The following is a 2,480-nucleotide window of genomic DNA, read 5'->3' as shown; positions in this document are numbered from 1 at the left end:
CTAACTTAAACTCCATAGTACTTCCATTTGATCTTTTAGGAGTGGATGAAAATGGAGACCCGCCTGTAGGTCCACCACCACCTACTTCTATAACATTGACACCATCTACGGCAACAAATGAATTAGGTATAGAACCTGACCATACAGTGACTGCTTTTGTCCAGATCGATAACGTTCCACAACAAGGGCTATTGGTAAACTTTGAGATAATTGCCGGTCCTAACCAGGGCCAGGTGAGTGATCCAAACACTGGGGAATGTACAGTCAATGACGATTGTACTACAGATGCAAACGGCATGGTGTCATGGACATATTCGGGCACTGATATTGGAACGGATACGATTGTCGCATCGTTCTTTGACGAGATGAGTCAGGTGACTAGAACATCAAATAATGTCTCAAAAACGTGGGTTCTACCTCCTAGAAATGTTCCAACATTAAACGAATGGGGCCTTATAGGACTTACATCTATTTTAATGCTAGTGTCACTATTTTATTTAAAACGTAGACAAAGAACAGCGTAATATTTTGCTGAGAATTATAATTAAATTTATGCCGGGTTATCTATCATAGGTAACCCGGTTTCTTCAAAAATAATTACTTCCACAGCCTAGATTTATCCACTTATATAGGTTGCTGAAAACAATTTAAGAAGGAGGATGATATGAAATATATAGGTGTATTGTTATATCTGATTCTAGTATTCAGCTTTGGTGTCGATAAGGTTGCAGCGCTTGATTGTTTGCCAACTTGTAGTGCTGTTGATAATGAGTTTCTTGAAGTTCCAGGCAACGGCTTAAGTACCATAGGCGGGGCACAGATTACTGTAGTTCTTGTATCAACAGGAGAGAATTTCGAGTTTGGTATATTTGATGGCGACGCCCGGATGCAGTTTGATCCAGTTGTTGGCAGCGAAGATGTACAGATAAAATTGGAGCTTCATGCTGACCCATTAGGAGATGGTTCTGGTCTTGCAGGACCTGTGATTGCGCTATGGACTAGTGACGGTAGTGACGGTCTTAACACTGGTGAACCTATGCTTGATAATGACTGGTCAGATTTCACTTTTCCAAATGATCCGAGCGCACTTAATGCAAACGGAGAGTATGTCTATACTCTTTTCATAACTCCGTTAAGCCCAACTCTCGGCACTTCAATAAGTAACCTCTTTAAGCTTAGAACACCCGGAATAATGTATGTTCCAGCGGGCATACCGGTATCCTTTGCTGCAGCCATAAATTCAGAGACACCTGAGCTTTCAGTGGAGCTACTCATGCTGATATACCCCAACATAACTTGTGATAATCCTGCTTGTACGATGATTTGTGGCGGATTTACTCCAACATCATTGTGTGATTACAGAGATCCTTCATGCTGTTTGCATGAAACAACATATGATGGGATATGGAATTTCTTTATGGAAGTTCCAGATGGAGAGACGGCTCTGGATATTTGGGATGGTGATTTTGATCATGGTGATGAAAACAGTCCAGTATTTGATACAGATGATCCGAACACCCCTGGATTTCCATTTCTTCCTCCATGGACAGCAGGAACTGAAGCTATTTCAGAAACAGCAAATATTTCCCAGCCAAATGACGATAACGGCCCTCCTACAGGAAGCGTTGTAGTGAGGACACCTAATATCTTTTATTCAGTAATTGATCCGCTTGGAAATTCTTATCAGAACAATAACCCATCTGGCGACAGAGAATGGGAGCTCTTTAGACTAGATACACTTACAAGTGATCCGAGTATTGCAGACGTGCAAGTTCCCAGTATTCCTGCAGGTCTATGGGAAATCAGAATTGAGGGTGTGGATATGTCTAATCTAAATGCTCTTGTGCTTCCCTTTGATATGAGGGGGGAGAGAATAGGGGAGCCTATAACAGCAAGAAATGTTCCTACATTAAATAAATGGGGAATCATAGCTATTGCTACTTTTATGCTAATAGCATCATTGATTTATTTCAGACGTAGACACAGTATTAAATAAAACTGTTTAGAATATAGAAAATATAATTTCCCGGGTTGTCTATGACTGATAACTCGAGATTTTTTATGCAGTGTTTAGTTGGAGTTCAATATTTTGTTGTTCAAGATCCGAATCATATAACTTATCTAGTAAGCTATCTAAAAGTTGATAAACCTCTGTAAGATTGGTTTTCTCATATGCTGAGATCACGGGGGCATTGTACATTCTCGTAAGTCTTTGAGAAATTGCTATAGATGCTTTGTCAGATTTATTAAATACGATCTGCTGCGGGAGCTTCACGTAGCCGGTAGCTTCTAGAATTTTTTCTACTGACTCTATCCTATCTTCTACCAAAGGGTCGCTTGCATCAGCTACATGAAGAAGTAAAGATGACCCACCAAGCTCTTCTAACGTAGCTCTAAATGCACTCATAAGCTCTTTGGGAAGCTCGCTAATGAATCCAACAGTGTCTGTAACTAGTATTTGTCTTCCACTTGGGAGCATT

At 40.4% G+C, this 2,480-nt stretch carries 3 protein-coding genes; 2 read left to right on the top strand and 1 reads right to left on the bottom strand.

Going from position 1 to position 2,480, the window contains the following annotated elements; all coding sequences use genetic code 11:
• Positions 1-524, top strand: a 524-nt coding sequence (locus AAF462_11560) for a hypothetical protein (protein ID MEM7009759.1), incomplete at its 5' end; no start/stop codon positions are given.
• A 140-nt stretch (positions 525-664) separates the two neighbouring features.
• Positions 665-1,996 (top strand): hypothetical protein, encoded by a 1,332-nt coding sequence (locus tag AAF462_11555; GenBank protein MEM7009758.1) that lies wholly within the window; start codon positions 665-667, stop codon positions 1,994-1,996.
• 63 nt (positions 1,997-2,059) lie between these two features.
• Here the strand turns inward: AAF462_11555 and AAF462_11550 are convergent.
• Positions 2,060-2,480: hypothetical protein (locus AAF462_11550; GenBank protein MEM7009757.1), on the bottom strand; the 421-nt coding region annotated here is incomplete at its 5' end.

Source organism: Thermodesulfobacteriota bacterium, assembly GCA_039028315.1.
Classification (GTDB): domain Bacteria; phylum Desulfobacterota_D; class UBA1144; order Nemesobacterales; family UBA2774; genus CR02bin9.
This window is presented reverse-complemented; position numbering and strand designations above follow the sequence as displayed.